The organism is Henriciella barbarensis, assembly GCF_003576345.1.
GTDB lineage: Bacteria > Pseudomonadota > Alphaproteobacteria > Caulobacterales > Hyphomonadaceae > Henriciella > Henriciella barbarensis.
Map to the genome: position 1 here is coordinate 1 of NZ_QWGB01000002.1, position 25,648 is coordinate 25,648.

Below are 25,648 nucleotides of genomic sequence, written 5' to 3' on the forward strand. Positions count from 1 at the left end.
AAAAAGGGCCGCCTCTTCCGAGACGGCCCTTCTTGTCTGTTTTCCAGCCTCTTCTGAGAGGCTAGAGGTCTTAGTTGGAGACGCTGGAGACGACGCCTGCACCGACGGTGCGGCCGCCTTCGCGGATCGCGAAGCGAAGACCCTGGTCCATGGCGATCGGTGCGATGAGCTCGACTTCCATTTTGACGTTGTCGCCCGGCAGGACCATTTCCTTGTCCGCTGGAAGCTTCACAACACCGGTGACATCAGTCGTACGGAAGTAAAACTGTGGACGGTAGTTGGTGAAGAATGGCGTGTGACGGCCACCCTCTTCCTTGGTCAGGATGTAGGCTTCTGCCTCGAACGTGGTGTGCGGGGTGATCGAACCTGGCTTACAGAGAACCTGGCCACGCTCAACGCCTTCACGGTCGATGCCGCGGATCAGTGCGCCAATGTTGTCGCCTGCCTGGCCCTGGTCGAGCAGCTTGCGGAACATCTCAACGCCCGTAACGGTCGTCTTCTGCGTGTCGCGGATACCGACAATCTCGACTTCCTCGCCAACCTTGACGATGCCCGTCTCGACGCGGCCGGTCACAACCGTACCACGGCCGGAGATCGAGAACACGTCCTCGACCGGCATCAGGAACGGCTTGTCCAGTGGACGGTCAGGGGTCGGGATGTACTCGTCGACAGCCTTCATCAGCTCGAGGATCTTCTCCTTGCCGATGTTCTCGTCGCGGCCTTCGACAGCTGCGAGCGCAGAACCGGAAACGATCGGAATGTCGTCGCCCGGGAAGTCGTAGGAGGACAGAAGCTCACGGACTTCCATCTCGACGAGCTCGAGGAGCTCTTCGTCGTCGACCTGGTCAACCTTGTTGAGGAACACGACAAGGGCAGGCACGCCAACCTGGCGGGCCAGCAGGATGTGCTCGCGGGTCTGCGGCATCGGGCCGTCAGCTGCGTTCACAACCAGGATCGCGCCGTCCATCTGGGCAGCACCGGTGATCATGTTCTTCACATAGTCAGCGTGGCCCGGGCAATCGACGTGCGCATAGTGACGGTCGTCCGTCTCATACTCGACGTGCGCGGTGTTGATGGTGATGCCGCGTGCTTTTTCTTCCGGCGCGTTGTCGATGTCCGCATAGGACTTCGCTGCACCGCCATAAACTTCTGCAAGCGTCATCGTGATCGCTGCCGTCAGCGTTGTCTTGCCATGGTCAACATGGCCGATCGTGCCGATGTTTACGTGCGGCTTGTTCCGCGCAAACTTCTCTTTGGCCATAACACGGCCTCCTCTCGCTACTGTCCGGCCCGCCGGACGGGGGTGATGCTTCCTTTTGCCAGCGGGCCTTTGATTCCCGTTGAAGCGGGCGACATACACATGCGCGCGCGCGCTTTCAAGCACCCATGACAATTCAAGCGCAGGAGCCTGGCTTTGGTCTTGACAGCCAGCGGCTCAGGCAGTCTCCCTTCCCGCATATGAGCCAGACAACAGCCTTTCACACATTCGGCACGGCAGAGACGCTTCACGTCGATGCGGCGCACTGGATCGAAACCCGGCTTGCAGACGCGCTTACCCGGCGCGGCAAGGCCAGTCTCATCTGTTCAGGCGGGTCAACGCCGGGGCCGGTCTATCGCGAACTCTCGGAGATTGACCTTGACTGGTCCAGGGTCAGCATTGGGCTGGCCGATGAGCGCTGGGTAGACGCCTCTCATGAGGCCTCCAACGAGAAACTGATCCGCGAAACATTGATCCAGAACAAAGCGGCGGACGCGACTTTTATTCCGATGAAGACCGACGCTCCTTCGCCTTTCGATGCTGTCGACGACGTCGATACGCTGTACCGCCCGATCACCTCACCTGTGGACATCATGGTGCTCGGCATGGGCACCGACGGCCACACACTTTCATGGTTTGCCGACGCAAAAGGTCTCGACGAGGCGATGTCGCCTGATACCAGCCGCAATGTGGCCGCAATCGAGGCCCCGAAATCCAAGACGACCGGCGATCACACTCTGCGCATGACTCTGACCTTGCCGGTTGTGGCGCGTGCCCGCTACGTTCTGCTCTTGATGAGCGGAGACAAGAAGCGCACCGTTTTCGAACGTCACAACAGCGCTCATCCCGTCACCCAGATGCGCAGGGCCGCAGGCGATGCGCTGACTATCTTTTCCTGCTCCTGACCCGAGGCTGACCAATGACACTGCATGACCACGCCGAACGGCTGAGGGCCCTGCCCTTCCGCACGATATTGAGCGTCAGGGCCGCCACCAAACCGCTTGCTGCGGCAGGCTGGAACGTCGATCTGTCGCGCCATTATCTCGACACTGACGCTAACGCTGCGCTCTTCGCCTTCGCTGATGACATGAAGTTGAAAACAGCCATCGATCAGCTTTTCGAAGGCGACATGGTTAACCCGTCTGAAGGCCGCGCTGCGCTTCACTGGGCCTTGCGCGCAAGCGAGCCGCAAGACGAGACAGTGCGCGAAGTTCGCCAGAGTGTCATCGACGCAGAAACCCTCGCACAGGAAATCGCCTGGTCCAGTCGCAAGGGCGCCACCGGAGAGCGCTTCAAGGCGGTCGTCCATATCGGTATAGGCGGCTCTGACTTCGGCCCCCGTCTCATCGCGGACGCGTTCGAGGACCGGCGCCGCGACGATATCGAGCTTCGCTATTGCGCCAATCTCGATCCGCTCGACCTCGACCTCGCGCTAAAGGGTCTCGATCCGGCGCACACGCTCATTGTCGGCGTTTCCAAATCCTTCGGCACCGAAGAAACCCTCTACAATCTCAGCCGCGCCCGCGCCTGGGTAAAGACATCAGTTCCAAAGGGTTGGAGCAAACACTTCGCGCTCATTACCGCAAATCGCGAACGTGCCATTGATTGGCTGGACGGGGCGGACGGCCTCATCCTTCACCTGCCCGAAACGATCGGCGGGCGCTTCTCGATCTGGTCAGCGGGTTCGCTCGCCTGCTCCATCGCGCTGCAGTCCGACGTCATGGAAGATTTCCGTGCAGGCGCAGAAGCCATGGATCAGCACGTTGCCACTGCCGAGGTGGCCGACAATCTGGCAATCCGGCTTGCCCTGCTCGACTACTGGAACGCGACAATCCTCGGCTTTGGCGCACGTGCGCTGCTCGCCTATTCGCGCCGCTTACGACTCCTGCCTGCCTATCTGCAGCAACTCGAAATGGAATCGAACGGAAAATCCGTTCGACCTGATGGCCGCCCTGTTGCTGGTCCGACCGCCCCACTCCTCTGGGGCGGCGAAGGCACGATCGGCCAGCATTCCTATCACCAGTGGCTACACCAGAGCCCGTCCATGGTGCCTGCAGAGTTTATCCTCGCTCCCGGCGAGACGTCTGATTCGGATGGCGTCACGGGTCTCACCGCGCACGCGCTTGCCCAGGCTGAAGTGCTGGCCAATGGCCGGTCGCTGGCTGATGTACAGGCTGACGAGCCGGACCTGCCGTTGGAGATCGCTGCGCAGAAGGTGCACGCAGGCGGGCGTCCATCGACCATTCTGCACGCACCGCGCCTGAACCCGTATCGTCTGGGCAGCCTGATCGCCCTGTTCGAGCACCGCACCTATCTGGCGGGCAAGCTCTGGGGCCTCAACAGCTTCGACCAGTGGGGCGTGGAGCGCGGCAAGACGATGGCCGGACGGCTGAAACCAGCCCTGCGGGGTGAACGTCAGGCAAGTGACGCCATCACGGCGAAGCTGATCGCCGCAATCCGTTCATAGAGCTAGTTGTACGGAGAAGTCCGTTAGTTGATCTTGTCGACCTGCGAGTATTCAAGGTCGACCGGCGTCGCGCGCCCGAAGATCGAGACCGACACTTTCAGGCGGCCAGCTGCTTCGTCGACTTCTTCCACACCGCCTTCAAAACCCTGGAACGCGCCTTCGTTGACGCGGACCTGTTCGCCGATCTCGAATGAGATTTGCGGACGCGGACGTTCAGCAGCCGGCTCATCTGCCGTGCCGAGAATACGGTCGACTTCGCGCTGTGGAACAGGAAGCGGACGTTTGCCGCCTTCCGCACCAAGAAAGCCTGAAACCTTCGGCGTGTCGCGAACGAGGTGATAGACATCATCCGTCAGGTTCGCTTTGAGCAGGACGTAGCCCGGGAAGTAGCGCTTCTCGACGGTCTTCTTCTTGCCGCGAACAACTTCGACGACTTCCTCGGTTGGAACTTCGATTTCTTCGATCAGCTCGGACAGGTTCTTGAGGTTCGCCTGGTCGCGAATGGTCTGGGCGACCTTCTTCTCAAAATTCGAGTAAGCGTGAACGATATACCATTTGGCCTCGGCCATGGGCGGGGCACTCCTTGAAAACTGTTAGGCGCCGAGACCGGTAATGAGGCCGATCAGGATAGCGATGACCTGGTCTGACAGGAACAGAAACAATGCCACGATGATCGACATGATCACGACCATGATGGTCGCCTGCACCGTTTCCTGCGGCGAAGTCCACGTCACCTTGCGGCCTTCCGCCTCAACCTGGCGGGCGAAGGTCACAGGGTCCACGCTTTTTTTCTTGTCCTTATCGGCCATCAAATACGTCCTGAAAGTCCGGGGAATTGTTACGGTCTCGACCGTATCGATGCACCGCCATACTCTTCCTTGCGCTGATTGTGAAGGCATGTGGGTGCAGGAAGTTCTGCGGACAAGTCCACAAGGCCCGCCGACAATCTATTCTCCACGCCAATTGGGGGTGTTCAGGCCCGGGCAGTCCGATCGCATGGCGAACAGTCCGCCCGCAAAGGGTTGGGTGTCCATCTGAAAGCCTGTGAGCCCTGTACGGGCCGTCGTAATGTAAAGTGTCTTGAGGTCGCTATCGCCGAAACAGAGGCCCGTCGGGCGCACGGTGGGAAGCGTGACTACCCTGTCGATTGCGCCATCCGGCCTGTATCGGACGATGCGAGCCCCGTCCCATTCTGCGTTCCAGACAAAGCCTTCCGCATCGACAGCGCAGCCGTCAGGATACCCCCCTGTACTCGTCGTCGCGAACACCCTGCGCCCCGCAAGCGCCCCATCAGCGCGTACATCAAAGGCGAGGATTTCCTGCTCCGTCGTGTCCGCGGTGTAGAAGACGCCGCCATCGGGAGAGAAACACCCAGTCGAGGGTATGACGACAGGTCTCGCGTCCAGCTTTTCCAGCTCGCGACTGCCGCGAAGCCTGTACCAGCAAGACTTTGCCTGCTGTTCGCCGCTATCCATGACAGCGAACCAGAAGCTGCCATCCGGCCCACAACCACCGCAATTTATTCGCAGGTCTGAGACGGCGCCATCAAGCTTGGTAATCTGACGATACTCTTCGGTCTCGATGTCGAAGAAGCCGACCTCAAGCCCGCCTGCCATGAGCAGCTGTCCACCAGCCAGCGCAAGGGCACTAGCCTTCAGCGGCAGGTCATAGCGGCGTGTATTGCCCGTTTTTGGCTTGAAACGGTGGAGCTTGGCCCGGTTCGGGTCGACCCAAAAGAGCAGCCCTTCACTGGCGCTCCAGATTGGGCTCTGGCCGAGAAGGCAGCTTGTGGGGGCAACGCATTGCGGATCAGCAGGCTTCATGCGTCGGCTGTAGCTGCGTTTGTGACGTTACAAAAGCCACTCCCTCGATTTCTGCAGCGCGCAAAAGAAAAGCGGCACCTGTTAAAGCGCCGCCTCTCATTGAATGTCATGTCTCTCTGACCGTCTACATCACACTTCGGCCACGGACTGCGCGGGCGATAAAGCTAATCACCAGCAGTGCGAGGAAAACGAAGAAAAGTATCTGCGCGATACCAGCGGATGCACCGGCAATACCACCGAAACCGAAAACTGCGGCGATAATCGCCAGAACGAAAAATGTAAGTGCCCAACCAAGCATGATTGATCTCCTTAGTTACGTGTTACGGCCCGATGCCGTTGTGGGGAAAACGGGCATTGGGCCGAACCGGTTCCGCAAATAAATTTTGGAACCCCGGCCGATAGACCTCGTTGAATCAAGTCCGCGACAAGAAAGGATACTGTAATGAAAAAGAACCCAATCATGATCGCAGGGATCAGCCTGGTGGCGCTTCTGGCGGCAGGTTGCAACACTGTCGAAGGCGCAGGCGAAGACGTGGAAGCGACTGGCGAAGAGATTGAAGAAACGGCGAACGAAGCCGGCGCCTAGTCAACCCTGAAACAAGAAATTTGAAGCCCGGCCAATCGCAATTGGCCGGGCTTTTTCTAACAGCAGATGATTTGTGCTCAAGCAGCTTCGGTCATTTGTTTCTCTGCTGGCATGTGGGCCAGCAAGTATACTGTCGGACGGATGGTCGCATTCATTGCTTTCGTCTTCCCCGTCCGAAGGCACGACCAGAAGGCAACACACGCGACCCCGATCATCGAGCAGACCACATCGAGTCTGGAGATCCCGCCCAGGCGGCGAAATACATAAGCGACATCACCAAGAGGCCCGATCGCCGGATCATAGGGTGTTGTTGCTGCTGGTTTTTGAACGGCTGCGTTTTCCATTCTCACTCTACGCTATGGGCCGAAGTCGGTTCCCGGCGGGAACGAAATTCCCCCGCTAACGTTCGAAATTTACGCAGTTATAAATGACTTCGAGGGCAAAATGGCAAAAGACCACGGATCATCCATCAAGGATGATGAAACCTATGAAGCGCTTCGGGACGATGGCTATTCGAAGTCCACAGCGGCGCGGATCGCCAATGCGAAGGCGAACTCTGATCAAGAGCCGTCCAAGAAAGGTGGGCAATCACCTGCATATGAAAAATGGAGTAAGGACGAGCTGTATGACCGTGCTCAGGAACTCGATATTGAAGGTCGCTCAGACATGAACAAGGACGAGCTGATCAAGGCGCTCTGGGAGAGCCGATGAGCAGGATCTCTGCGCTGGTCAATCCACACTCGGGTAGCGTACCGGAAGACGGCGCTGAAGTCCTGCGCGTCGCGCTCGAGGAGAGCGGCCACACTGCCGACATCGTAGAAATCGAGATCGACAATCTGGTCGATCAGATCAAAAATGCGATCGCGGACGCGCCCGACATTCTGATCGTCTGGAGTGGGGATGGGACGATTGCCTGCGCTTTTGAAAATGCCGGCCCCGATGGCCCGCTAATACTGCCCTTGCCCGGGGGCACCATGAATCTGTTTCACAAACAGATACATGGCGGCGCCTGCGACTGGCAGGATTGTCTCAATCGCGCTCTCACGGACGGAAAGGTGATTGATGTTCCCGCCGGCAAGGCCGGTGAACGGACTTTCTATGTCGCCGCAATGGCTGGCAACCTCACTGATCTTACCGGCCCGCGAGAGGCCATCCGCAAAGGTCATGTATTCAAGGCACTCGAGACCCTTTCAGGTAGCGATGTTCTCGACCTGCGAACCAACATGACCTTTCAGATCGAGAAAAGCGACGGCAAACCGGTGTCCGGTTTCGCGACAGCGGCGTCCATTTTCGTCGGCACACAGCAGGACGACACGCTTGAGTTTGCCTATATCGACCCAGACAATCCTCTTGAGCTTGCCGCGGCCGGCTTCGGCGCCCTTTTCGACGACTGGCGCAATGCCTCTGGTGTCAATTGCGAAGACATACGATCTGGAAAGCTCGAGCATGATCGCGGGCTCGACCTGAGGATAACACTCGATGGCGAACCGGTTCGTCTCAAGTCAGGCACGAAAATTACGAGGATCGCAAAAGCGGGACGCGCCCTTAGCGCGAATTTGTAATGTCAAAGATAATTCAAGTTGCAGACGTCCATTTCGGGACGGAAAACCCGCGCGCCATTTCGGCGTTCAAGGCCACGGTAGACGCACTCGAAGCCGATGCACTCGCCGTGTGCGGTGACCTTACCCAGCGCGGGAAACATGAAGAATTCGAAGCAGCCCGCAAATGGCTGGACACTTTTACAATCCCGAAGCTCGTTGTCGCCGGAAATCACGACACACCGCTTCTAAATCTGTACGAGCGCGTTGTGTCGCCGTTTGAGCGACATGACGATTACTTCGACGAATTCAGCGCGCCTGTCGAACTCGATAATGCAGTCCTTGCAGGCATTAACACGGCCCGTGGCTGGCAGACCCGCAAGAACTGGGCTGAAGGATCGGTCAATCTTGAGGATCTCGATAACGCGATTGCTACTGGCGATGGTGTGGGAAGGAAGACCGCGTTCCTGATCTGCCACCACCCTTTCCTGTCGCCGCCCGATGCCCCCATGCGGACATCCACGCGCCGCGGCCGGCGGGCGAGCCGGCGTCTCGCGCAAAGCGGTTTTCGCTATCTGCTGACGGGACACGTACACGTGCCATCCGTCACAGTCGTGGACCATGAGCAGGACGCGTATATCGCCGTATCCGCGGGTACGCTGTCGACCCGCCTGCGTGCCAGCCCGGCGAGCTTTAACCTGATTGATATCTCAGGTGAGAACTGCGCGGTGACGATATTCAATCTTCATGGTGACCGGTTCGTACCGCAGAAGCCGCATGTGCTGACACCTGACTTCGAGCTGAAAGAAACGCATCTCAGCGCAGACTAGAAGTCGGTCGCCTTCATCTCACGCTCAGACCGCGGCATTCTCAGCTCTACCGTATACCCTTCCCCGGGTTCCGAATGTGAGCTCATCTCGGCGCGCAACTGCTTGGCAAAAGCGGTCATCAACCTCGCGCCAAGCCCTGTCGACTTCGGCGCATCCTCCTGCTCTTGCTCGCCGACACCATCATCGATGACGGAGAGGACGATATCCTCGCCATCTTCCTGCAGCTTCACCAGTATTGTTCCGCCATTCTCATCGAAAGCGTACTTCATCGCATTGGTAACAGCTTCGAGGAGGAATAGTGCAATCGGAATTGCGTCATCGGCAGGCCTGTCAATGTCGGCGATATCCTGCTCAATCGTCACGCGGATCTCATCCATGCCGAGCGCCCCCGAGAGGTGCGACAAGAGTGCATCGAGAAATGGATGCATATGCACCGTTTCCAGTCGCTCGTGCTGGTAGAGTGTCTGGTGGACGATCGAGAGCGCATCGATCCTGTGGCGCGCTGCCGAAATGACATTTCGCGCGGCCGGGTCTGACACCTGGCGTCGCTGCAAATTCAGGAAGCTCGCGACGATCTGAAGATTGTTTTTGACCCGGTGATGAATTTCTTTGACCGCAGAATCGCGCGTCGCAATAGCGGTGCGAAGGGAGCTGTCGCGCTCCGCGATCCGGTTCGCCATCCGGTCGAACGTCCGCGCGAAGGATTGAATTTCATCAGGCGCGTTATCGAACTCATTGCCAATGCGAAAATTGTAGTGCCCCTCGCCGTAAATGAGCGCGAGCCGGCGCAACCTTGCCAGCCACTTCAGCACGAGACCATCTACGGCAAGCCACGCCGCGATGAGCGCCAGCGTAAATGAAAGAAGCGGAATGCCGATTGATTCCAGAGGCCGCAGTGTGAACTCACTAAAGAGGCCCGGCGAAGGCCTTGAAATGACTGCATAGATCCGATTGTCGACAATCGCCCGCACGACAACATCGACAGAGCCCTGATCATCGAGGTTCAGCACGAACAGTTCACCATCATCATCGCCGGTCGCGCTTGAAATCCAGTCGGGATCGACATTAGCGATACGTGCGCTACCGAAAACCTGCCCGCTGCTATCTGAAAGAGCCAGTTCGACATCCTCGGGCAAATTCGTCAGCCGGATCGTTCGGATGAGTTCATCGGTACGAAGAGGAAACGCGATCGCACCGCGGAAGGCTCCATCGGGCCCCTCCACGCGGCGCATCACTGAGAACAACCATGCTTGGCTCAGTGGTCCGAAAAAGGCGTCCGTACGCACTTTTGTTTGCCCCTGACGCAAGAGCTCAAAGGCTTCCACCTGAACGAGACGCGCCCCGGTCGCCTGCAAGGCAGAGCATTCTGCGCCGGCGTCTGAATTGAAGAATATGATATTGGAGAGCTGCGGTACGCGCGGCGAGAGGGTGGCAAATACGCCCCTGCAGTCGCCGTTCAGAATATCTGCCTCATAAATCTGCTGCAACGTATCAACAGTTGAGAGGATCTGCTCAACTTCATCGATTGCCCGGTCCGAGATTTCAACAAGGTTGTTTCGCCTCTCCGCGCGAGCATCCTGTGCGTTCAGATAGGACCGAAAACCAGCAAAGATCAGAATGGGAGTCAAAGCGGCTGCGATTGTGATCAACAATCGCAGCCTAAGTGAGCCCCGTTTGGAGGGCGCTCTACTAGTTTGTGGCGTCTGCGGTTGATCCACTGGAAAGCTCGTCAGCCTGTTTCATGATATCGTCGAATGCTTCCGAAGCGCGCAGCTTGCCATCACCGGAAAACCCGCCTTGGGTATTGTCGATAATTTCGGCGAGCGCCTTTCGAGCCCGGCTGACCCGGCTCTTGATCGTGCCTACAGCACATCCACAGATCTCAGCGGTCTCTTCATAGGAAAGACCGCCTGCACCCACCAGGATCAGGGCTTCGCGCTGATCTTCGGGCAGGAATGTAAGCCCTGTCCGCAACGCAAGCAGGTCCATCGCGGAAGATGGATCATCGTTCGCGATTAGCGTTGCCTCTGCAACTTCCGGGTCGAGTTGCTGACGGCGCCAGCTTCTGCGTTTCTCGGAATAGAAGAGGTTGCGAAGAATCGTGAAAGTCCACGCTTTCAGATTCGTACCGCTTTGATAGCTTGCGCGCGCTTTCCACGCCTTAAGCATGGCCTCTTGCGCAAGATCATCAGCTGCAGTGGCATTCCCGCAAAGACTGCGCGCAAATGCACGCAAATGTGGAATAAGTCCGGCGAGCTCTGCTTTGAACGCCTCATCATCGAGTGTCGGCTGGGTCAAAACAGTCTCTATTGCTTGTTCTTGGAATTGTCAGCCTGCTCGAGAAGATTCAAGAATTCCTCAGGAACAGATTCTTCGGTGACCTCATCGTAGAGGCGGCGGAGCTGATCGCCGATCCGTTTCTGACGCAACTTACGTGCACGGTCGTCGTCTGCGCTCCCTCCTGTCTGGTGGTCCATCGGTGTATGACTCGCTTTTTCGCTCATAAGTCCCCGGCGCTTATCTGAACAGCAGTAAAGCCTTCGGAAACGCAAAGTTCCATTCAACACAAACTTTTTTTCATTGGGTTGCAACTTTCTTGCTGAGCATAAGTTATAGACCGAACATAATGCGCGAGGGTTAGCATGAGTCTTGTTGAACAATTTGGTCCACACCTACCGTTTTTGCGCCGCTATGCGCGCGCACTCACTGGTAGTCAGGAAAGTGGCGATTCGTATATCCGCGCCTCTTTGACGGCGTTGGCCGAGGATCCAAGTCAGGTCAGTGACGAGCTGCCAGCACGTCAGGCGCTTTACCGCTTCTTCCACGTCATCTGGGGCTCTACTGGCGCACGACTGGAACGTCCAGGCGGCGCGATGACGCCAGAAACACGTCTGCAGGCGCTCGCGCCAATTGAGCGACAGGCTTTCCTTCTCACAGCACTGGAGGGATTTCAGGTCAGTGAAGCTGCGACGATCCTCGGAAAGACAGTCCAGCAGGTCGAGGAGCTGATCGCCAAAGCTCACACCGACATCGAAGATACGCTCTCGACCAAGGTGCTGATCATCGAAGACGAACCTGTCATTGCAGCCGATCTTGAGAGCCTTGTCGAAGAACTCGGCCACGAAGTGACCGGCAATGCGACCACGCATACTGAAGCGGTCGCCATGGCTCGTGCCAACCCACCTGGGCTGATCCTTTGCGATATTCAGCTGGCCGATAATTCTTCAGGTATTGAAGCCGCGCACGAGATCCTCGAAGAACTCGATGTGCCGATCATCTTCATCACCGCCTTCCCTGAGCGGCTGCTGACAGGTGAGCGTCCTGAACCGACGTACCTCATCCCGAAACCGTTCCAGGAAAATACGGTGAAGGCGGCAATTGGGCAGGCTCTGTTCTTCCACCCATCTTCGGAATCTGTGGCCGCAGAATAGCATCTGTCGCCAGACGAGTTCAGTCGCTCCAGCAAGGGTGACATATGACTGGCTTGCTTGAGTACGCGGTCCACCGACTGGACCGTGTCACAAGAATTGGTAAGGAGCTGACAGACATCTGTCGGCTCCTTCAATTTTCAGCTGAACTCGTTCACCTCAAGCCCGCCATCAGCCGGTTCAACGGCGAGACGGACTTTAGACGGGCCTGACCGCCTCGAACCTCGAACAGCTCGCTCACCGCAAAGGCGGCGAAGACAAGCGACATCAACACTTTGCGGCAGGACCGTCTGTCTGTCGCTGCCGGCTCGATGGTATTTCCAATTCAGGAATGCGAAGAAAACGGGCGCGACGCAGCTGTGCAATAAGCCCTGCCAGATCTCAACTCTTTAGCGAGCGGCGAGGCCCGTTGAAGACTTGAGACTTTGCCGACCAGTTAGTCCGCCAGCCCTCTCTGGGCTTCGCCTACTTCCAATAACCGCCGACCAGCACCGATCCGCAACTTTTTGAGGTGAAGATAGTCAGTGTCGAAATGTGACAGACGGGCGAGCTTGTTACGATCAACGATCGTGATTTCGCCGCCCTTTCCTTCCGTTATGAGGTCTGCCCGTCGCATTGCGGACATCGTTCGCGAAACATGTACTGGCGTCAGGCCAAGCGCATCTGCAATGTCGGCCCGAGTGAGGGGTACGGTGAGCCGCTCGGCGTCTATTCCCGTGGCACCTACGAACCGGCGCTGCAACTCGAGAAGAAGATGCCCAATACGTTCACGTGCCGATCGCCGACCGATCCTGACAATCTGTTCGCGGAGAATAGATTCTTCCTGCACTGCCGACCACCAGAAGGCAGAAGCAAGACGCGCAGAACACTGAAGCATGTCGACAAAGACGTCTGACGCGCACACGAGTACCTTGCATTCAGTGATAGCTGTTAGCGAATGGTCGGCCTTCAGATCGGCCAGTGACTGCAGGTCGAACACATCGCCTGGCAACATGAAATTGACAATCTGCCGGCGACCGTCCTCAAGCAGCCTGTAACGGATCGCCCAGCCTTCCATGACGATGAACACGTGGCGGATTGCATCCCCTGCTCGCACGATATCGTCACCCGCCAGAAAGACTTGTTCCTTCTGCTCGAGCGCATCGAACGGCCCCCACTCCCCATCGTCGAGGGTCACGTACTGTCCCAGCCGCTTCTTGAAAACGCTCATGAAAACAGCTTTCTCCCTAACAGTCTTGAAGCCCAGAAACTCAAACAGGCAAAATCCATGGGTCTCGGAACGTTTGCAAGGACTTGGCGTTGAATAAATGAGATTAATTAAAAATGCCGGGAGTTACCAATGGCTGGACGAACTGCAACTAAGGCAAATGGCGTAAAAGACGCAACCGCGGACGCTGCCGCCAAAGCGGCAGAATCTGACTTCGAATCCCTCAAGGAAGATGTGTCGAAGCTGCGCTCAGACATTCAATCGCTTGCTACGAATTCAGGCAAATATATCCGCGAACGCACATCCAAAGAATATGACCGCGGCGTGCAAGTGTCGAAAGAATACGCCGACAAAGCTGGTGGAGAGGCAGAAAAGGCGCGCGACTATATCGAAGAAAAAGTCCGCGCAAATCCGCTGGCCTCAATCGGCATTGCATTTGGTAGCGGCGTGCTGCTTGCCATGCTTAAGCGTAAGTAACACCTTACCTTCATGGATGTTGCAAAACTTAGAATAATCGCAGGCGCTGGCGCAGTCTTTTTCGGCTTCGCCGGCGTCACTACGTTGACGGTTGCCGCCGTCATCGCCCTTATGTCGGTCATAGGAATCCTATGGGCGACTGTGTGCGTCGCTAGCCTATTTCTATTCATCGCCTGTATTTGCACAGTCGTATTCCTTAAACCTGGCAAATCGACAGAAGAGGAGCTCGACCAGTTCGAGTCAGCGACCGCCGACATGCTGGCTGATCTGCCTTTCGACGCTATTGAGGCGTTGGTCGAGAAGCGCCCGGTTGTGGCAGCCACTGTAGCGCTCGCAGCAGGGTACTTTCTTATATCGAGCCCCGACAACGCGTCGAAAAGCTTGCAAAAACTGTTCGATCAACTGATCTAGCGGCCTATGGCCCGTCCCTTTCGAATTAAAATCAGGCCGCAATTCAGGTCCGCCCTCACATGTTGAGGACGGCCTTTCTTGTCGTGTCGGCACTTACGACAGGCGTAAGTCTGGGCCGCAAGGCGATTGGCGATGCTGTCAGCCGCAAGAAGCAGAAGCTTATTCGCCAAACTGCCATCGAAGCGCGCGAGCGGATCAGGAGCCATGCAGTTGCGTTCTTTCAGGAGAACCTGATCCACTTCGTGCAATCGGTGTTCATCAAGGCCCTGCTGCTCGTTCTGACATGGCTCGGCTTCCGTGTTGGTCTCTATTCCCACACGTTCATGTCGGTCGCGACGGTCCTGCTGTTGATGGTCTTCATTGTTCGCGATGCGATCGTCATTTTCCCGACCGCCAAGCTGGTGCTCAGCAAGTTGCACGAACACCACTGGCGCCCGAAACGGGCGCTGGGGGAGACCGTGGCCGCCCTTGTCTTTGAACAAGTTCTTGAAGAAGCCGACTCTTTCGATGCCAAACGTACGACAAAGATCATCCTGTCCCTGTCAGGGCACAAGATGGACAGCGTGACCCGCGAAATCGCGTCCGAAGTCGCTGATATTGCCCGCCAGACAAGCTGGCAGGATCTCCGCCCCTTCGTACTGGCGGCGGTTGGCAAGTTCGCGATCCTGTCCGCACTCTACTCGTTATTCGTCTTCATCCTGGTGAATACGGGTTAGCCGAACAGCAAATCTACACTTCCTATGGCCTGTTCGGCAGCCGGTGCGGAACCGCTCTCGCGCGGCGGCGTTTTTCTCTCATTAGAGGAAAGCGGACACATCATGCGCACACCCATCAGATCACTGGCAATCGTCGCAGCAACCGCGCTCTTCGCCGCACCTGCAATTGCAGACCGCGTGCATCTGACTGCCGGAGAAATGTCTGATGCGGAGACAGCATGCCGTTCAGGTTTGCCTATCATTCCGGTTGAAGTCGATTCGGGGGTGGAGACCGGCCAGTATGCGCTTCCGCTGAAAGGCGAAGGCGGCGAATTCAATTCTGCGCTCATCCTCGACGAAGAAACTCTCGACGCGCTTCCCGAATGCCGCGCACGTGTCGAGCAGGCTGACTTCCTGCCAGAGCGCCCGACGCGCCACACGGCGCTCTCCTAGACTTCGCAGTAAGGAATATGGTGCGGGCGGCCGGGCTTGAACCGGCAAGACCATACGGTCGAGGGATTTTAAGTCCCTTGCGTTTACCAATTTCGCCACGCCCGCGAGGCGCGTCTCAGCTGTTTAGTTTGCACCGGCAGCTTGAGGCAAGCACGCTTGCCCGTCAGCTACACTCTAGTCAGTGACGCGCTCAAAGATGGCAGCAAGCCCCTGCCCGCCGCCAATACACATTGTTTCAAGACCATAGCGCGCTTCACGGCGCTCCATCTCATACAGCATCGTGGTGAGAATGCGCACGCCTGTCGCGCCAACCGGGTGACCCAGCGAGATGCCGGATCCGTTCGGGTTGAGGCGCTCATAGTCTTCTTTCTCAAAGCCAAGTGCCTTGGTGCAGGCGAGGACCTGCGAGGCAAACGCTTCATTGAGTTCGATCACATCGAGATCAGAGATTTTCAGGCCCGCACGGTCCAGCGCCTTCTGGGTTGATGGCACAGGGCCGATACCCATAACTTCCGGACCAACACCAGCCACCGACCATGAGGTAAGGCGCGCCAGCGGCTTCAAGCCATACTTCTCAGCCGCCTCTCGCGTACACACGATGCAGGCCGCCGCGCCATCATTCTGACCAGAAGCATTGCCCGCCGTCACGGTCGCATCCGGGTCGACCTTGCCGCGTAGCGCGCGCAGCGTGGAGAGCTTCTCAATCGAGGAGTCGGCGCGAATATGCTCATCCTTCTCGACGACCGTGTCGCCCTTGCGACCCTTGACGGTGAACGGCACGATTTCCTGGTCGAACTTGCCAGATTTCTGCGCCGCCGCCGCCTTCATGTGAGAGTTGTAGGCAAACTCATCCTGCGCTTCGCGCGTGATGCCATAGTCGCGGCGCAGATTCTCGGCCGTCTCGATCATCCCGCCTTCAACCGGGTAGAACTTGCCGCCCGCCGTATAGCGCCCGCGTGTCAGGCCATCATGCAGCATCAGCCCATCGCCCTTGATCTGCCAGCGCATATGGGTGGAGAAGAACGGCGCATTCGACATGCTCTCTGCGCCGCCCGCGATCATCACATCGCTTGCGCCCGTCGCAATCTGCATGATCGCGTAGATGACGCCCTGCAGGCCCGAGCCACAACGACGGTCGATCTGGATGCCGCCAGTCCCTGTGGTGAGGCCAGCGTCCAGCGCAACCACGCGGCCAAGCGCAGGCGCTTCCATTGAAGGATAGCACTGCGCGAAAACACAATCGTCGACCGCTTCAGCCGGCACGTCATTGCGGCTCATCAGTTCGCGGACGAGAAAGGACGCAAGGTCGTGCGCCTGTTCTGATTTCAGGCTGCCGCCAAAGCCGCCGACAGGCAGGCGAAGGGGTGAACAGATGACGACATCACGCATGGTATTTCCTCCCGAAACTGGTTCCGCCATACAGCCAATCTCGGCTCTGCGTGCAACCCATGCCGTGGAGAAATGCGAGATTGAGGCTGCGCGTCGCTAGCCAGTGACGACCACACGTCCGCCTTCGACCTGGAACCGGTCGCGCGTTAGCTGGACAAGGTCCGTCGCTGTGCCGGTCGTGATACGCACCCAAACGGCGTCGATCTTGCCGTCGTCCGATTGGATCATTGCCACTGAACCCATGTCATCGCCATAGGTGTTCTCGACGCGCATTCCTGCCTTCGGTCCAGTTGCCTTGACAGGGGCGGCAACGCCGACCCTTTCCGCATCAGTTCCCGCATTTGCAAGCCGCAGCGCAGGGCGGATCGTTCCGGCCTCCGCTACCGCTGCCCCGCCGAAGCGCGGCTCGCCCGGCTTCGCCACAGGCCCGCCGAGCAGCTCGTCGGACGCCATGTATTGTTGTTCGAGATAGTTCGTCTGGCGTGCGCGGTCGCTATCGGCCCAGGTGCCAACTTCATAGTCGCTCGCATAGCGCCCATTCGCGACATAGGTCTGCGCATTCTGCGCCAGAACCGGGGTGGTAACAGCGAAACCGGCAATGAAGGCCAGCGTGATTTTAGTGAGACGGAAACGCGGAACAGACATGCCCGAACAACGGCATGCTGGTCGCCAGGGTTCCCTTTAGTCTTCGCCGCGCTCGACGTCGCTATCAGCGAGGTCTTCTTCAGTGATCGGATCCGGTAGACCGGTATCGATCAGCGTGCCGGTTTCCTCGGCGCTTTCAGTGTCGCGCATGCGCTGCTGACGTTGGCGCAGGCGCTCTTCGGCTTCGCGGTCGCGGTCAACATTGGCGCGCAGATCATCAAGCGCACTGCGCGGGCCGAAGCGGCTCTCGGACGTAAAGGACGAGTCGATATCGTTCGAATACGCGCCCGTCGCCCCATTCTCGTTGCTGGTCGCAATCTGACCGGTCGCCGCCAAAGACAGGGCGAGCGGAAGTGAAGCAAGAACAAAAATACGGGCGAGCATCTGTAACTCCGAAAAAGAACCTTCACGCAGGAACTGGAGCATTTGCAGCATTTTCCAAGACAAAGCCAGCAATTTTGCCCTGCCCGCCCGTTTGTGGCCTAGCCGTTCTGCCCGCGGCCGCGTTCGGTCACCGCCTTGCGTGCCTGCTCGACACTGTCAGCTGTGACCGACTGTGCATGCTCAGCAGAGCGTTTGACTTCCATCTTCATGGCGTCGCCAAACGTCGAGGCGAACCCGTCATCAATCAGCGCTTTGTACTTGCGCAGCAGTACGGCATCACAGCTCGCCATCTCGTGGCCCATCTTGATCGCCGCAGGCAGCAGCGCGTCAGCCTTGTAGACGCGGTTGACCAGCCCCCAGCGCTCCGCGGTCTCTGCATCGAGGAAGTTGCCGGTGAATGACAGTTCCTTGGCGCGGCTCATGCCGATCATGCGCGGCAGTTTCTGGCTAAGCCCCCAGCCTGGGACGATGCCAACGCGCGCATGCGTGTCGGCAAACTTTGCATTCTCTGATGCCAGTAGGACGTCACACATCAAGGCGAGCTCAAAGCCACCGGTAATTGCAAACCCGTTGATCGCGCCAATGATCGGCCACGGGAAGGCGGCAAGACCTTTTGAAAGGTCGATGTCGCCGCCATCAGCACCCAGCGCGAAGCCGGTCTGGCCCGCTTCCTTGAGATCGACGCCAGCGGTGAAGGCGCGGCCCTCCCCCGTCAGCACGGCCGCGCGGACGGTGTCGTCCTGGGCCAGCTCCGTGAACACTTTCACGAGCTCGGCGCGCAGCGCGCGGCTCAGCGCATTCAGTGCATCCGGCCGGTTCATCGTTACAATGGCCACTGGGCCGTCTCTCTCCACGCGCACGATATTCTCGGACATCTCGTTTCCTCTCCATGGTCTTTGTTCTGCTTCGTCGCTAGAGACTTAAACTGCCCCACCGACAAACGCCAAGGCCAGACCATGGGTAAGCCCCCTGCCGACATTAACTTCACCTTTTCGGACGAGGAACTCGAAGCGCTGAAGCCTTTTGGCGACGTGCGCAAACATGCAGCAGGCACGCCTCTGGTGGACGAGGGCGATGCAAATGTGGATTGCCTCATTACCCTCTCAGGTCACACCGACATCCTCGTCGAAACGCCAGACGGCGAGAAGCGTCTCGGCTGGATGGAACGCGGTCAGTTCGCTGGCGACATTTCGATTCTGACCGGTCAGGCCTCGCTGTCGCGCGTCGTCATGGGAAAGGATGGGGAGGTCCTGCACATCACGCATGACAGCTTTCAGCGTCTGCTGGTCGAGAACTCGCACTTTTCTGATATTTTTGTACGTACGCTGACGGCGCGGCGGATCTTCTCGCACAATGCCGCCCATGGCGCCGTCATCGTGATTGGAGATGCGCATGACCGCGATGTGTTCGTTGCCCGCGATACCCTTTCCAAACACATGATTGCGCATCGCTGGCTGGACCCGGACAAGGACCCGCTGGCAAAACGCATCATGGAGGCGCGGGACATCGAGGCGGCCGACCTGCCTGTCGTGATCCGGGGGCGTTCGCGTATCATGTCGCGTCCCGGCGTCAGTGAACTGTCCGAAGCTTTCGGCCTCGACCTGGTGCCCGATAATAGCTGCACAGACCTCGTCGTTGTTGGCGCCGGCCCCGCCGGACTTGCCGCATCTGTCTACGCTGCCTCTGAAGGCCTGACCGTCGTCACGCTCGACAGTGACGGCCCCGGCGGACAGGCGGGCACATCCTCCAAGATCGAGAACTATCTCGGTTTCCCGATGGGCGTGTCGGGCCGCGAGCTTGCTTCGCGCGCCTCCATCCAGGCGCAGAAATTTGGCGCACGCATCGCCTCGCCTGCTACGGCTGTCGACCTGGCCCGCGACGGCGACAATTACTGCCTGTCCATGAAGGACGGCCGCCGCCTGAAGGCCCGCGCTGTCGTTATAGCGACCGGCGCGCAGTACAGCCGCCTGCCGATCGAAAACCTCGAACGCTTTGAAGGGCGCGGCATCTATTACGGCGCAACGCCAATGGAGGCGCAACTCTGCGGCGGCCAGGATGTCTGCATCGTCGGTGCAGGCAATTCGGCTGGTCAGGGCGCAGTCTTTCTCAGCCAGGCCGCCCGTAATGTGCACGTCCTTTTCAGACGACCCAATATTCGCGACACCATGTCGGAATATCTCGTCCGCCGACTGGAAGAGACCCCCAACATCCACCTCCACGCGGAAACAGAAATCGATACACTTCACGGCACGGGCAGTGAAGATCAACTCAATGACCGGCTCACTCGTCTTAGCCTTCGTCACCGCGCGACAAAGAATGTGAGCGAGCACGATATCGGCTTTGTCTTCCTCTTCATCGGCGCCCAGCCTTTCACCGACTGGCTACCCCAGCATATGAGCTGCGATGAAAAAGGGTTCGTGAAGACGGGTCCGGACCTCTCCAATCTCGACCTTGTGCGCGCAGGCTGGACGCTCGACCGGATGCCGACCCGCTATGAAACCTCATGGCCGCGCGTCTACGCCGTCGGCGATGTTCGGATCGGATCGGTCAAACGGGTCGCTTCGGGGGTCGGTGAAGGCTCTGTCGTTGTCAGCGACATTCACAAAGCTCTTGCCGAAGCTACCCCGCCTAGCGGTTCCTGAGTGCGAACCGCGCAAGCGCAACAAGGCCAAGGACACCGGCAAGAAGGGCTGCAAAGGCGAACATGCCAAACTTCGCTGGCGTAAGGTAAGTCTTCAGCCAAAGGTAATTGCCTGCCTCCTGTAGCGCGACCATCTGGACCGTGTTTTCAGCAAGATCCAGAAGCACGATCAGGAAAGCCGGAATCATGGCGAGCCTCGAAAACCGCAGCGGTGCGAAACGCGCTGCCAGCCCGGCCAGAAATGCGCCATAGGCAAGCGGATACGCCGTATCGATGATCAGCGTCGTCCAGAAATGCGCCGTTCGGGCATCTGCGTCCATTTCGGCAAGGCGGGCTTCTGCCGCCGGGCCAGACCAGATCATGTCGAGAAGCTCACCATCGACAGCCGGCGCGACAAGGCTGAAACAAAAACCGATGGCGACCATGGCGATCCCCGACAGGATGATCACCGGCGTCCTTGAGAGAGTGGGCCTGCTCAACTTGCTTCTCCTTCTATGATTTCGCCGTCGCCGCCAACCGAGGCGGCAAGTTCGACAAGCTTTCGCGCAGCAGTGGTCAGCGCGGCTTCATCAGTAGAGCGAGCGATCAGCGACACACCATGATCGTTCACTGACCTGAACCAGGGATAGGACCCGAAGCTCACCTCTTCATAAGACTTGTCGAGGTCGCTGAGCGCCTCGGCGATATCGCCTTCGCGCGGGCCCGGCACACGGACCGTTCGCGCATGGACCACCCTGCCATGCTCAAGCCTGTGACCGACATCCTGGAGCATGCCCTGAACGATGGACGGTACACCCGCCAAGGTGAAGACATTCCCGGTCTGAAAGCCTGGCGCCCCCGATACCGGGTTCTTGATCAGGCTTGCGCCGTCGGGAATGCGTGCCATGCGCTGGCGTGCCTCGGTGAACTCGGTGCCGATCTCGTCATAGCGATCCTGTAACATCGCCATCACGTCGGGATGCTTGTCGATCCCGACGCCAAAGGCAGCAGCAATCGCATCCGCCGTAATATCGTCATGCGTCGGCCCGATACCGCCCGTCGTGAAGACATAAGCATAGCGTTCCCGAAGCGCATTAACTGCCTCGACGATGCGCGCCTGAACATCAGGTACGATCCGTACTTCTTCGACCGGAATGCCGAGCGGGCGCAGATATCCAGCAATCTGCTGGACGTTTATGTCTCGCGTGCGTCCTGAAAGAAGCTCGTCCCCGATGAGACAGATAGCGGCGGTAGGTGCTTTCATGGATATGTCCTGCAAAGGCTGCTGTTTCTCTCTGATGCATCACGGCGAGAGAACCAGCTGGATTGTAATACTATTCCTGCAAAGTCTGGTAGACCAGCGCCATCGACTGGGCACGCGGCTCGAACGGCATGCCGGGATTATCACCGAACCGCTGGATCATGCCAATAAAGTACAGATCGTTCACCGGGTCGATCCAGAACCATGTTCCGGCGGCCCCGCCCCAATAGTAGGTGCCAGCCCCTGCAGGGCTCGCCATAGCGTCAGGGTCTGAGATAACGCCCCAGCCCAGACCAAACTTGTGCGGCTCCGCCGTCATGGTCGCCCGCGCCGTACCGTTGAAACCAATGCCGAGATCTTTGGGCAACTGATCCCTCGTCATCAGGTCGACTGTCTCTGGCGAAATGATCTCTGCGCCATCGAGGCTCCCTCCATTCAGCATCATCTGGCTGAAGCGGGCATAGTCATCGATTGTCGAGACAAGTCCGTGCCCACCGGACTCGAACGGTACGGTCTCCTCGCGATAGAGGTATGGCAGTGCCCCCTGGCTATCACCGTCTTCGGGCACGGGCACGAACCGACCCGCTTCAGCCGACCAGACCATCAAATCTGCAAAGCGCTCATAATCACTGTCCGGAACAAAGAAGCCGGTGTCATTCATTCCCAGCGGGGAAAAGATCTTGGCGTCGAGATACTCGCCAAGGCCCATGCCCGAGAATTGCTCGATCAGGTATCCCTGAATATCGACGCTGACCGAGTACGACCATTGCTCACCAGGCTGAAACAGGAGTGGCACGTCGGCGACCTTGTCGACCAGCATATCGAGATCCTGCGATCGAAGGATGCCGGTCTCGCGGAACTGCCGGTTCGCATAGTCCTGCCCAAACAGGCCATAGGCGAACCCTGCCGTATGGCGCATAGCATCGCGAATAGTCGGCTCACGCTTGAGCGGCTCGAGGACAGGCGTGCCATCCTCATTCTCACCGGCAAGCACCTGCAGGTTCTCGAACTCGGGGATGTAATCGCTCAACGGGTCGTCGAGTTCGAACTTGCCGTCTTCATAAAGCTGCATCAGAGCCACGCTGGTGACCGGCTTCGTCATGGAATAGATACGCCAGATCGTGTCCTCTCCGAGAGGGGTCTGCTCTTCGACATCGCGCAGACCATGGGCAGCGGAATAGACGACCTCGCCATCCTGAACGAACAGGGCTTCGATGCCAGCCACCTGCCCTGCCTCAACATAGCCTGCGAGAAGCTCATCGAGCGCGGCGAGCCCCTCTTGGCTAAACGAAACGCCCGCTTCTGCGCTTGTCGGCGAGCTGGCAACTGTGTTTTCAGCAGGATCAGCTGCATTTGTGCAGGCCGCAGCTAGAAACACCGCCAGTACACCGCCCATGCACCGTGACTGCACCATGATTTCGTTCTTCACGACGAATTCCTCCCAAGGATTTTCCGACTGTACCAAGCGCTAGTTTCCGCCTGCAGGCAACCTCTTCGGTCGGCCCAACGTTTCAGACTTGATCCGACACCTCGCCGCTCAAGGTGAGAGGTATCAACAGCTTCCCCAAAGGAAAGGATTTCAGAATGAAACGTCACGCTACAGCCCATTGGTCAGGCCCCCTCAAGGATGGCAAAGGCAGCATCGACACCCAGAGCGGCGCGCTCTCAAGCCATGGTTATTCCTTCAAGGCACGCTTTGAGGACGACAGCGGCAAGGCCGGCACCAACCCGGAAGAGCTATTGGGTGCAGCCCATGCAGGCTGTTTCGCCATGCAACTTTCGGCTTTCCTCGCCATGAACGACACGCCGGCCGAAGACCTCGAAGCTAAATCCGTCGTCACGGTTGAAGAGGTCGATGGCGGCTTTGAAGTAAAGTCGTCCGCCCTGACCCTCACCGGCAAGGTGCCGGGGATCGAGGAGGCAAAATTCCAGGAGCTTGCAAACAAGGCCAAGGAAGAATGCCCACTGTCCAAGGCCCTTGGTGCCATTGAAGTTACGCTGGACGCCAAGCTCGCCTGATCCTTTTCCAGGGATAGTACAGCGGAAAGCGGGGCTCTTTGCGCCCCGTTTTCTTATGTCTCGAAGTATGGCCGGTCGCCCGCAATCGTCACGCGCTCCATGACGCGCACGTCCGGGAAATAGTCGCTCGCCGCATAGTGCTGGCAGGCCCGGTTATCCCAGAAAGCGATGGAGCCGACTTCCCAGCGAAAGCGGCATTGATACTCAGGCACCGCGGCCTGGCTGTAGAGGTGCTGAAGGAGCCAGTCGCTCTCCTTCTCGGACAAGTCCTTGATGTGACTGGTAAAAGCCGTGTTCACATAGATCAGGCGCTCACCCGTTTCAGGATGCGTACGGATCACCGGGTGCTCTTGCGGTGGGAACTTGGCGTGCAGCTCTTTCGGGTCTTTGCCGAGACGCTTTGCGAAGACGCGCGCAATGTCATGAACGGCCGTCAGGCCACAGCAGAAATCCTTCATCTTTTCTGACAATCCCTCATAGGCCAGCACCATGTCAGAAAACAGCGTGTCACCGCCGACCTGTGGAAGCTCGACGGCCCGCAGAACCGAGCCAAGCGAAGGCTCTGTCCGCCAGGTGACGTCAGAATGCCAGGCGTTTTCCTGGCCTTTGTTACTAGCGTTATGAGTGATGCGAAGGACCTCTGGATTGTCCTGGCCCTTCGGCGTCGCCGGGTGGATTTCGAGCTCTCCGAACTTCCGGGCAAAAGCGATATGCTGCTCGCGCGAGATATTCTGATCGCGGAAAAAGATCACCTTGTAGCGTAGCAGCGCCTTGCGGATATCGGCCACCAGCGCATCGTCCATTGGCTTGGTCAGGTCCACGCCGTGCAGCTCCGCGCCAATCGCGGGCGACAGGCGCCGCGCCTCGAAACGCGCAAACGCCTCCGCTCCAACATGTATATTCATTCCGCGTCCTCCCGGTTTTTTTGTTTCAGCCAGTCTACGCTCAAAGCGGCGAAAGCGGAAACGAGCGGAACGCGAAAGCCCCGCCAGCATTGTTTCCTGACACATACTGGAGACCAAAAATGGGTATCGAAATTCTGTATTTCATTGGCGCGATCATTCTGTTCGTCGTCCTGATCTGGGCCGTCACGCGGTCCAGGCTCAAATCACCAAAGGCGCGTGCAATTCGCGAAGAGGCCGCTCGCGAAGAGTACAACAATCCGGAACAATTCGAAAAGGACCGGGACAAGCTCGCCGCAAAAGCCGAGCAGGCAGAGAAAGAAGCACGCAGATAACGGCTACGTAGACGCTGCAGTCTGGCAACCCGGCGAGGTGGAAACTCGCGCGGAACACTGCCATATTGCGGGCCTAGTTAGTTTTGAGGCCGTACCATGTCCGAAGCAGACCTGATCACACCCGTGCGCAACGGCGAAATCCGCATCCATGATGAGGCGGGCTTTGAAGGCATGCGCAAGGCGGGGAGACTGGTCGCCGAGTGTCTCGACATGCTGGTGCCAGAGGTCAGACCGGGTGTTTCGACGGCCCGGCTTGACGATCTCATCCAGGAGTTCGTCTATGACAACGGCGCGCAGTCGGCAACGATTGGTTATCGCGGCTACCGTCACGCCTCATGCATCTCGCTCAACCACGTCATCTGTCACGGCATCCCGGGCGACCGCCCGCTGAAGGATGGCGACATCGCCAATATCGACGTAACGGTCATCGTAGACGGCTGGCATGGCGACCATTCACGCATGTACGCCGCTGGCGCGCCGAAGCGCAAAGCTGAGCGTCTGATGGATGTAACCTATGAGTCGCTCATGGCTGGCATCGCTGCCGTAAAGCCTGGCAATCGGTTTGGTGACATCGGCGCAGCCATTTCAAAAGTTGCTGCCAAAAATCGCCTGTCCGTTGTTGAGGACTTCTGCGGCCATGGCCTCGGCCAGCTCTTCCATGATGAACCAAACGTGGTCCATTCAGCCCGCGCAGGCACAGGCCCGGAGCTGAAGCCCGGCATGTTCTTCACGATTGAACCGATGCTCAATCTAGGCCGTAAGGATGCAGCAATCCTGCCTGATGGCTGGACCGCGGTGACACGCGACCGTCAGCTTTCGGCTCAATTTGAACACTCTGTTGGTGTCACTGAAAACGGCGTTGAAATCTTCACGAGCTCACCAAAGGGTTGGCACACTCCGCATACCGTAGAGCTTTAGAA

Annotated in this window: 33 protein-coding genes and 1 tRNA gene; 15 read left to right on the forward strand and 19 right to left on the reverse strand. The window is 58.3% G+C overall.

The features are described from left to right. Positions 1–70: 70 nt before the first annotated feature. Positions 71–1,261: an elongation factor Tu gene (tuf, locus tag D1224_RS00005; RefSeq protein ID WP_119377896.1), complete on the reverse strand. Its 1,191-nt coding sequence runs from the start codon at positions 1,259–1,261 to the stop codon at positions 71–73. Positions 1,262–1,458: 197 nt separating this feature from the next. On the opposite strand from tuf, the gene pgl reads away from it, so the two are divergent. Further along, positions 1,459–2,163 carry a 6-phosphogluconolactonase gene (gene pgl, locus D1224_RS00010; RefSeq protein ID WP_182482102.1) on the forward strand — a complete coding sequence of 235 codons (705 nt, stop codon included), beginning with the start codon at positions 1,459–1,461 and terminating at the stop codon, positions 2,161–2,163. A 14-nt stretch (positions 2,164–2,177) separates the two neighbouring features. Further along, positions 2,178–3,725, forward strand: coding sequence for a glucose-6-phosphate isomerase (gene pgi / locus D1224_RS00015; RefSeq protein ID WP_119377898.1), 1,548 nt, complete (start codon positions 2,178–2,180; stop codon positions 3,723–3,725). Positions 3,726–3,748: 23 nt separating this feature from the next. On the opposite strand, the gene nusG is transcribed toward pgi, so the two are convergent. The 4 genes from nusG to D1224_RS00035 all read right to left on the reverse strand — a co-directional run bounded on the left by nusG (position 3,749) and on the right by D1224_RS00035 (position 5,846). Continuing rightward, the gene (gene nusG / locus D1224_RS00020) at positions 3,749–4,294 is read right to left on the reverse strand and encodes a transcription termination/antitermination protein NusG (RefSeq protein ID WP_119377899.1); all 546 of its coding nucleotides are present in this window, start codon (positions 4,292–4,294) and stop codon (positions 3,749–3,751) included. Positions 4,295–4,318: 24 nt separating this feature from the next. Beyond that, positions 4,319–4,534: a preprotein translocase subunit SecE gene (gene secE, locus D1224_RS00025; RefSeq protein WP_119377900.1), complete on the reverse strand. Its 216-nt coding sequence runs from the start codon at positions 4,532–4,534 to the stop codon at positions 4,319–4,321. A 138-nt stretch (positions 4,535–4,672) separates the two neighbouring features. Then, positions 4,673–5,548: an SMP-30/gluconolactonase/LRE family protein gene (locus D1224_RS00030; RefSeq protein ID WP_119377901.1), complete on the reverse strand. Its 876-nt coding sequence runs from the start codon at positions 5,546–5,548 to the stop codon at positions 4,673–4,675. A 124-nt stretch (positions 5,549–5,672) separates the two neighbouring features. After that, positions 5,673–5,846: a DUF1328 domain-containing protein gene (locus tag D1224_RS00035; protein WP_119377902.1), complete on the reverse strand. Its 174-nt coding sequence runs from the start codon at positions 5,844–5,846 to the stop codon at positions 5,673–5,675. 144 nt (positions 5,847–5,990) lie between these two features. Between D1224_RS00035 and D1224_RS00040 the strand changes: the two genes are divergently transcribed. Beyond that, positions 5,991–6,134 (forward strand): entericidin A/B family lipoprotein, encoded by a 144-nt coding sequence (locus D1224_RS00040; RefSeq protein WP_119377903.1) that lies wholly within the window; start codon positions 5,991–5,993, stop codon positions 6,132–6,134. A gap of 77 nt (positions 6,135–6,211) precedes the next feature. Here the strand turns inward: D1224_RS00040 and D1224_RS00045 are convergent, their stop codons facing one another. Continuing rightward, the gene (locus D1224_RS00045; RefSeq protein ID WP_119377904.1) at positions 6,212–6,478 is read right to left on the reverse strand and encodes a hypothetical protein; all 267 of its coding nucleotides are present in this window, start codon (positions 6,476–6,478) and stop codon (positions 6,212–6,214) included. A gap of 100 nt (positions 6,479–6,578) precedes the next feature. On the opposite strand from D1224_RS00045, the gene D1224_RS00050 reads away from it, so the two are divergent. From D1224_RS00050 to D1224_RS00060, 3 genes are read left to right on the forward strand one after another with little or no spacing between them, the layout of a single operon-like run. After that, positions 6,579–6,845 carry a DUF7218 family protein gene (locus D1224_RS00050; RefSeq protein ID WP_119377905.1) on the forward strand — a complete coding sequence of 89 codons (267 nt, stop codon included), beginning with the start codon at positions 6,579–6,581 and terminating at the stop codon, positions 6,843–6,845. Continuing rightward, positions 6,842–7,696, forward strand: a complete 855-nt coding sequence (locus D1224_RS00055) for a diacylglycerol/lipid kinase family protein (protein ID WP_119377906.1) — start codon at positions 6,842–6,844, stop codon at positions 7,694–7,696. Before D1224_RS00050 ends, D1224_RS00055 begins: the two co-directional genes overlap by 4 nt. Continuing rightward, positions 7,696–8,502 carry a metallophosphoesterase family protein gene (locus tag D1224_RS00060; RefSeq protein ID WP_119377907.1) on the forward strand — a complete coding sequence of 269 codons (807 nt, stop codon included), beginning with the start codon at positions 7,696–7,698 and terminating at the stop codon, positions 8,500–8,502. The genes D1224_RS00055 and D1224_RS00060 overlap by 1 nt, the downstream gene beginning before the upstream one ends. Here D1224_RS00060 and D1224_RS00065 read toward each other — a convergent pair. The 3 genes from D1224_RS00065 to D1224_RS16365 form a co-directional block, all read right to left on the reverse strand. After that, on the reverse strand, positions 8,499–10,130 hold the full coding sequence (locus D1224_RS00065) for a sensor histidine kinase (RefSeq protein WP_182482103.1): 1,632 nt from the start codon (positions 10,128–10,130) through the stop codon (positions 8,499–8,501). The genes D1224_RS00060 and D1224_RS00065 overlap by 4 nt on opposite strands. A 61-nt stretch (positions 10,131–10,191) precedes the next feature. Next, positions 10,192–10,800: a sigma-70 family RNA polymerase sigma factor gene (locus tag D1224_RS00070; protein WP_119377909.1), complete on the reverse strand. Its 609-nt coding sequence runs from the start codon at positions 10,798–10,800 to the stop codon at positions 10,192–10,194. Positions 10,801–10,808: 8 nt separating this feature from the next. Beyond that, complete coding sequence (locus tag D1224_RS16365) at positions 10,809–11,006, reverse strand: NepR family anti-sigma factor (protein WP_119377910.1); 198 nt, start codon at positions 11,004–11,006, stop codon at positions 10,809–10,811. Positions 11,007–11,144: 138 nt separating this feature from the next. Here D1224_RS16365 and D1224_RS00080 point away from each other — a divergent pair, with 138 nt between their 5' ends. Beyond that, a complete protein-coding gene (locus tag D1224_RS00080) occupies positions 11,145–11,933 on the forward strand; it encodes a response regulator (RefSeq protein ID WP_119377911.1) in 789 nt (262 codons plus the stop codon). A 433-nt stretch (positions 11,934–12,366) separates the two neighbouring features. On the opposite strand, the gene D1224_RS00085 is transcribed toward D1224_RS00080, so the two are convergent. Next, the gene (locus D1224_RS00085; protein WP_119377912.1) at positions 12,367–13,140 is read right to left on the reverse strand and encodes a Crp/Fnr family transcriptional regulator; all 774 of its coding nucleotides are present in this window, start codon (positions 13,138–13,140) and stop codon (positions 12,367–12,369) included. Between the two features lie 129 nt (positions 13,141–13,269). On the opposite strand from D1224_RS00085, the gene D1224_RS00090 reads away from it, so the two are divergent. The 4 genes from D1224_RS00090 (at position 13,270) to D1224_RS00105 (ending at position 15,173) form a co-directional block, all read left to right on the forward strand. After that, positions 13,270–13,614 (forward strand): DUF883 family protein, encoded by a 345-nt coding sequence (locus D1224_RS00090; RefSeq protein ID WP_119377913.1) that lies wholly within the window; start codon positions 13,270–13,272, stop codon positions 13,612–13,614. Between the two features lie 12 nt (positions 13,615–13,626). Further along, on the forward strand, positions 13,627–14,025 hold the full coding sequence (locus tag D1224_RS00095; protein ID WP_119377914.1) for a phage holin family protein: 399 nt from the start codon (positions 13,627–13,629) through the stop codon (positions 14,023–14,025). A gap of 59 nt (positions 14,026–14,084) precedes the next feature. Beyond that, on the forward strand, positions 14,085–14,741 hold the full coding sequence (locus D1224_RS00100) for a hypothetical protein (protein ID WP_119377915.1): 657 nt from the start codon (positions 14,085–14,087) through the stop codon (positions 14,739–14,741). Between the two features lie 102 nt (positions 14,742–14,843). Further along, positions 14,844–15,173 (forward strand): hypothetical protein, encoded by a 330-nt coding sequence (locus tag D1224_RS00105; RefSeq protein ID WP_147372291.1) that lies wholly within the window; start codon positions 14,844–14,846, stop codon positions 15,171–15,173. A gap of 18 nt (positions 15,174–15,191) precedes the next feature. Here the strand turns inward: D1224_RS00105 and D1224_RS00110 are convergent. From D1224_RS00110 to D1224_RS00130, 5 genes are all read right to left on the reverse strand, one after another. Further along, a tRNA-Leu gene (locus D1224_RS00110) sits at positions 15,192–15,278 on the reverse strand. 69 nt (positions 15,279–15,347) lie between these two features. Next, on the reverse strand, positions 15,348–16,562 hold the full coding sequence (locus tag D1224_RS00115; protein ID WP_119377917.1) for an acetyl-CoA C-acetyltransferase: 1,215 nt from the start codon (positions 16,560–16,562) through the stop codon (positions 15,348–15,350). A gap of 96 nt (positions 16,563–16,658) precedes the next feature. After that, positions 16,659–17,207, reverse strand: a complete 549-nt coding sequence (locus D1224_RS00120; RefSeq protein ID WP_119377918.1) for a hypothetical protein — start codon at positions 17,205–17,207, stop codon at positions 16,659–16,661. Positions 17,208–17,243: 36 nt separating this feature from the next. Beyond that, on the reverse strand, positions 17,244–17,591 hold the full coding sequence (locus D1224_RS00125; RefSeq protein WP_147372292.1) for a hypothetical protein: 348 nt from the start codon (positions 17,589–17,591) through the stop codon (positions 17,244–17,246). Between the two features lie 98 nt (positions 17,592–17,689). Further along, positions 17,690–18,466: an enoyl-CoA hydratase gene (locus D1224_RS00130; protein WP_119377920.1), complete on the reverse strand. Its 777-nt coding sequence runs from the start codon at positions 18,464–18,466 to the stop codon at positions 17,690–17,692. 81 nt (positions 18,467–18,547) lie between these two features. Between D1224_RS00130 and D1224_RS00135 the strand changes: the two genes are divergently transcribed. Further along, positions 18,548–20,233, forward strand: coding sequence for an FAD-dependent oxidoreductase (locus tag D1224_RS00135; protein ID WP_119377921.1), 1,686 nt, complete (start codon positions 18,548–18,550; stop codon positions 20,231–20,233). Here the strand turns inward: D1224_RS00135 and D1224_RS00140 are convergent. The 3 genes from D1224_RS00140 to D1224_RS00150 all read right to left on the reverse strand — a co-directional run bounded on the left by D1224_RS00140 (position 20,220) and on the right by D1224_RS00150 (position 22,901). After that, on the reverse strand, positions 20,220–20,711 hold the full coding sequence (locus D1224_RS00140; protein ID WP_147372293.1) for a hypothetical protein: 492 nt from the start codon (positions 20,709–20,711) through the stop codon (positions 20,220–20,222). The genes D1224_RS00135 and D1224_RS00140 overlap by 14 nt on opposite strands. Next, a complete protein-coding gene (locus D1224_RS00145) occupies positions 20,708–21,475 on the reverse strand; it encodes a competence/damage-inducible protein A (RefSeq protein WP_119377923.1) in 768 nt (255 codons plus the stop codon). Before D1224_RS00145 ends, D1224_RS00140 begins: the two co-directional genes overlap by 4 nt. Positions 21,476–21,545: 70 nt before the next feature. Then, positions 21,546–22,901, reverse strand: coding sequence for a serine hydrolase domain-containing protein (locus D1224_RS00150; RefSeq protein ID WP_147372294.1), 1,356 nt, complete (start codon positions 22,899–22,901; stop codon positions 21,546–21,548). A gap of 155 nt (positions 22,902–23,056) precedes the next feature. On the opposite strand from D1224_RS00150, the gene D1224_RS00155 reads away from it, so the two are divergent. Continuing rightward, the gene (locus tag D1224_RS00155) at positions 23,057–23,491 is read left to right on the forward strand and encodes an OsmC family protein (protein WP_119377925.1); all 435 of its coding nucleotides are present in this window, start codon (positions 23,057–23,059) and stop codon (positions 23,489–23,491) included. A gap of 53 nt (positions 23,492–23,544) precedes the next feature. Here the strand turns inward: D1224_RS00155 and D1224_RS00160 are convergent, their stop codons facing one another. Beyond that, positions 23,545–24,396 carry a TauD/TfdA dioxygenase family protein gene (locus D1224_RS00160; protein ID WP_119377966.1) on the reverse strand — a complete coding sequence of 284 codons (852 nt, stop codon included), beginning with the start codon at positions 24,394–24,396 and terminating at the stop codon, positions 23,545–23,547. 119 nt (positions 24,397–24,515) lie between these two features. Here D1224_RS00160 and D1224_RS00165 point away from each other — a divergent pair, with 119 nt between their 5' ends. Together D1224_RS00165 and map are read left to right on the forward strand one after the other, a co-directional pair. Beyond that, entirely contained in the window at positions 24,516–24,728 is a 213-nt protein-coding gene (locus tag D1224_RS00165; protein WP_119377926.1) for a hypothetical protein, read from the forward strand. A 96-nt stretch (positions 24,729–24,824) separates the two neighbouring features. Further along, positions 24,825–25,646, forward strand: a complete 822-nt coding sequence (gene map / locus D1224_RS00170; protein WP_119377927.1) for a type I methionyl aminopeptidase — start codon at positions 24,825–24,827, stop codon at positions 25,644–25,646. Positions 25,647–25,648: the final 2 nt, after the last annotated feature.

What these genes read in the sequence shown, in the direction of transcription:
- tuf (WP_119377896.1), bottom strand. Translation starts at nt 1,261, where the DNA reads ATGGCCAAAGAGAAGTTTGCGCGGAACAAGCCGCACGTAAACATCGGC.
- pgl (WP_182482102.1), top strand. Translation starts at nt 1,459, where the DNA reads ATGAGCCAGACAACAGCCTTTCACACATTCGGCACGGCAGAGACGCTT.
- pgi (WP_119377898.1), top strand. Translation starts at nt 2,178, where the DNA reads ATGACACTGCATGACCACGCCGAACGGCTGAGGGCCCTGCCCTTCCGC.
- nusG (WP_119377899.1), bottom strand. Translation starts at nt 4,294, where the DNA reads ATGGCCGAGGCCAAATGGTATATCGTTCACGCTTACTCGAATTTTGAG.
- secE (WP_119377900.1), bottom strand. Translation starts at nt 4,534, where the DNA reads ATGGCCGATAAGGACAAGAAAAAAAGCGTGGACCCTGTGACCTTCGCC.
- D1224_RS00030 (WP_119377901.1), bottom strand. Translation starts at nt 5,548, where the DNA reads ATGAAGCCTGCTGATCCGCAATGCGTTGCCCCCACAAGCTGCCTTCTC.
- D1224_RS00035 (WP_119377902.1), bottom strand. Translation starts at nt 5,846, where the DNA reads ATGCTTGGTTGGGCACTTACATTTTTCGTTCTGGCGATTATCGCCGCA.
- D1224_RS00040 (WP_119377903.1), top strand. Translation starts at nt 5,991, where the DNA reads ATGAAAAAGAACCCAATCATGATCGCAGGGATCAGCCTGGTGGCGCTT.
- D1224_RS00045 (WP_119377904.1), bottom strand. Translation starts at nt 6,478, where the DNA reads ATGGAAAACGCAGCCGTTCAAAAACCAGCAGCAACAACACCCTATGAT.
- D1224_RS00050 (WP_119377905.1), top strand. Translation starts at nt 6,579, where the DNA reads ATGGCAAAAGACCACGGATCATCCATCAAGGATGATGAAACCTATGAA.
- D1224_RS00055 (WP_119377906.1), top strand. Translation starts at nt 6,842, where the DNA reads ATGAGCAGGATCTCTGCGCTGGTCAATCCACACTCGGGTAGCGTACCG.
- D1224_RS00060 (WP_119377907.1), top strand. Translation starts at nt 7,696, where the DNA reads ATGTCAAAGATAATTCAAGTTGCAGACGTCCATTTCGGGACGGAAAAC.
- D1224_RS16365 (WP_119377910.1), bottom strand. Translation starts at nt 11,006, where the DNA reads ATGAGCGAAAAAGCGAGTCATACACCGATGGACCACCAGACAGGAGGG.
- D1224_RS00080 (WP_119377911.1), top strand. Translation starts at nt 11,145, where the DNA reads ATGAGTCTTGTTGAACAATTTGGTCCACACCTACCGTTTTTGCGCCGC.
- D1224_RS00085 (WP_119377912.1), bottom strand. Translation starts at nt 13,140, where the DNA reads ATGAGCGTTTTCAAGAAGCGGCTGGGACAGTACGTGACCCTCGACGAT.
- D1224_RS00090 (WP_119377913.1), top strand. Translation starts at nt 13,270, where the DNA reads ATGGCTGGACGAACTGCAACTAAGGCAAATGGCGTAAAAGACGCAACC.
- D1224_RS00095 (WP_119377914.1), top strand. Translation starts at nt 13,627, where the DNA reads ATGGATGTTGCAAAACTTAGAATAATCGCAGGCGCTGGCGCAGTCTTT.
- D1224_RS00100 (WP_119377915.1), top strand. Translation starts at nt 14,085, where the DNA reads ATGTTGAGGACGGCCTTTCTTGTCGTGTCGGCACTTACGACAGGCGTA.
- D1224_RS00105 (WP_147372291.1), top strand. Translation starts at nt 14,844, where the DNA reads ATGCGCACACCCATCAGATCACTGGCAATCGTCGCAGCAACCGCGCTC.
- D1224_RS00115 (WP_119377917.1), bottom strand. Translation starts at nt 16,562, where the DNA reads ATGCGTGATGTCGTCATCTGTTCACCCCTTCGCCTGCCTGTCGGCGGC.
- D1224_RS00120 (WP_119377918.1), bottom strand. Translation starts at nt 17,207, where the DNA reads ATGTCTGTTCCGCGTTTCCGTCTCACTAAAATCACGCTGGCCTTCATT.
- D1224_RS00125 (WP_147372292.1), bottom strand. Translation starts at nt 17,591, where the DNA reads ATGCTCGCCCGTATTTTTGTTCTTGCTTCACTTCCGCTCGCCCTGTCT.
- D1224_RS00130 (WP_119377920.1), bottom strand. Translation starts at nt 18,466, where the DNA reads ATGTCCGAGAATATCGTGCGCGTGGAGAGAGACGGCCCAGTGGCCATT.
- D1224_RS00135 (WP_119377921.1), top strand. Translation starts at nt 18,548, where the DNA reads ATGGGTAAGCCCCCTGCCGACATTAACTTCACCTTTTCGGACGAGGAA.
- D1224_RS00145 (WP_119377923.1), bottom strand. Translation starts at nt 21,475, where the DNA reads ATGAAAGCACCTACCGCCGCTATCTGTCTCATCGGGGACGAGCTTCTT.
- D1224_RS00155 (WP_119377925.1), top strand. Translation starts at nt 23,057, where the DNA reads ATGAAACGTCACGCTACAGCCCATTGGTCAGGCCCCCTCAAGGATGGC.
- D1224_RS00160 (WP_119377966.1), bottom strand. Translation starts at nt 24,396, where the DNA reads ATGAATATACATGTTGGAGCGGAGGCGTTTGCGCGTTTCGAGGCGCGG.
- D1224_RS00165 (WP_119377926.1), top strand. Translation starts at nt 24,516, where the DNA reads ATGGGTATCGAAATTCTGTATTTCATTGGCGCGATCATTCTGTTCGTC.
- map (WP_119377927.1), top strand. Translation starts at nt 24,825, where the DNA reads ATGTCCGAAGCAGACCTGATCACACCCGTGCGCAACGGCGAAATCCGC.